Origin of the sequence: Frankia sp. AiPs1 (assembly GCF_023716945.1) — a bacterium.
Lineage (GTDB): Bacteria > Actinomycetota > Actinomycetes > Frankiales > Frankiaceae > Frankia.
The window spans coordinates 1-2,406 of sequence record NZ_JAMQQF010000736.1; the positions used below are offsets into that span (position 1 = coordinate 1).

The window sequence follows — 2,406 nt, forward strand, 5'->3', positions numbered from 1 at the left end:
GCGATCATGCCGCCGGCCGCGGCGGCGACGGGCAGCGCCGCGCTGCGCCGGTCGGCCAGGGCGCCGTCGGTCAGTTCGTGGCGTAGTTCCAGGCCCGCGGCGAAGAAGAAGATGGCGAGCAGGGCGTCGGCGACCCAGTCGGTGACGTGCATGTCGGCGAGGTGCAGCCAGGCCGGGCCGAGGCCGGCCGGGGTGGACCACACCGCGTGGTAGGCGCCGGGTGCGACGTTCGCCCAGACCAGCGCGGCCACCGTCGCGCCGACGAGGAGCAGCCCACCGGTGGTCTCCGCCCGCAGGAACGCGGCGAACCCGTCGCGAGATGCCTCGCGGGCGCCGCCGGGCAGCCGGCGCGGGCCTCGGGTCGGACCTTTTTCCTGCCCTGGGACAATTGCCGGTTTCCGCGCAGTTCGGCGGCGGACCGGGCCCGGTTCAGCGGGCGGTTGCGACACGTCACTGCTCCTCCGTCGCGGCCGCCGCGCGACGGCCTCTGCGGATCGGCGGCGGATTCCCGGCCACCCCGGAGATCGTAACGAGGAATTCCTTCTCGCGCGGTGTCCACGGCGAAGACGCCACGTCCGGACCCGTTGTCGAGGGCTTTTCCGGGGGGCGTGGCGAGGTCGGGCGTACCGCAATTCGACGGGTCACCAGCCGTGCCGACATTCCGCTGCTGACCTGCCTCGGCCCGGGATTTGCGGGGAAAATGCGCCGCTAATACGACGGGAACCGGCGATGGTCTATTCCGTGCACGCTTACGCTAACGCTTCTGCGTCGTCTCGCGCCACTGCCGACGGAAAGCGGATGTCGGGGCGGGGATGGAGACGAATGTCTCCCCGGCCTGGCGCACGGCGAGAATCCTGGCGGTGTGGGCGGCCGTCAGCCGTCGCCTTCGGCCGCATGGCGCCCGCCGCGACCCTCGGCGTCGTCCGGGGCGTCCCGGGGCGCGGGAGTCGTGGTCGTCGTCGTGACCGCCGGGCCGACCGTCGCCGCGGTCCGGCGGCGGTTCGGACCGTCGGCGAGCCGGGCGAGGTAGGCGTTGTAGGCGTCGAGTTCGACGTCGACGTCGCCGGCGGCGGCAATCCGGCGCTCACGGGCCCGGGTGCGCCGGTCGTCCATCCGCGACCACTGCAGGACCAGCACGATGAGCACGACGAACGTCGGCAGCTCGCCGAACGCCCAGACGATGGCGCCGGCGGTGTGCTGGTCGCTGAGCGCGCTGACGCCCCACGGCCGCGCCAGCCGGCCGTACCAGTCGGCCCCGAGCAGCGTCGACTGGTTCATGATCGCGATGCCGAGGAAGGTGTGGAACGGCACGACACTGAGCAGCATCAGGATCCGTCCCCCGTGGGGCAGCCGCCGCGGTAGCGGATCGACTCCGATGATCAGCTCGAAGAACAGCACGCCGACCGCGAGGAAGTGCACGTTCATGTACAGGTGGCCGAGGTGGTTGTGCATCAGCGTGGTCAGCAGCGACGTCAGGTACAGCACGTAGAGGCTGCCGATGAAGTTCACCGTCACCAGCGCGGGATGGGTCAGCACCCGCACCGGCCAGGAGTGCAGCAGCGCCACCAGCCACTCCCGCGGCCCGCTGCGGTGCGGGGCCCGGGCGGGGCGCATCGCCCGCAGCGCCAGGGTCACCGGCGCGCCCAGGACGAGGGGGATCGGGGCGAGCATGCTCAGCAGCATGTGCTGGGTCATGTGCACGCTGAGCAGGACGGGCCCGTAGCGTCCGAGCCCGCTGGAGGTGGCGACGACGACGACGGCCAGGCCGCACAGCCAGCCGATGGTGCGCCCCACCGGCCAGCGGACGCCCCGGGCGCGCAGCCGGAGCACCCCGGCGAGGTACAGCCCGGCGGCGATCACACAGGCGCTGAGGAACACCCAGTCGATCCGCCAGTCGGCGGCCAACCGGCCGGCCGACACCGGTGGCGGCATCGGGTAGCCGAGCAGCGCCCGGGTCGCGTCGGCGGGGACGAGCGCGTCATCCACCGGCGGCGCGGTGCGGGACAGCCCCACGGCCAGGCCAAGCGTCGCCGTCAGCACGGTCAGTTCGACGCCCGCCAGGCGGACGAACCGGCCGATCGCCCCGGCCGCCGTCCCAGCTCCGGCCGCCGTCCCAGCCCCTGCGGCCGTCCCAGCCTCGGCCCCCGTCCCCGCCGCGAGCCCCGTCCCCGTCACGAGCCCCGTCCCCGCCGCCGTCGTCGCCGGTGCGGCCGTGGCGAGCCGGTTGACGACCCGGCGGCGCAGCAGGCCGCCGAGTACGACTGCGGTGAGCAGACCCACCACCTTGAGCGTGACGAGCAGGCCGTAGCGGGTCTGCCACAGCGGCGCGAGGCCGCCGAGGCGTAGCGCGGCCCCGCCGATTCCGCTGACCGCGGTCACGGCTGCCGCGATGGCGGCGAACCGGCT

At 73.7% G+C, this 2,406-nt stretch carries 2 protein-coding genes; both read right to left on the minus strand.

Annotated features, from left to right (window positions below):
* A partial coding sequence (locus ND748_RS30100; protein WP_251749605.1) for a Na+/H+ antiporter NhaA occupies positions 1 to 449 on the minus strand: 449 nt, incomplete at its 3' end.
* Positions 450 to 873: 424 nt separating this feature from the next.
* The coding region (locus tag ND748_RS30105; protein ID WP_251749606.1) for a cytochrome c oxidase assembly protein at positions 874 to 2,406 on the minus strand (1,533 nt) is incomplete at its 5' end.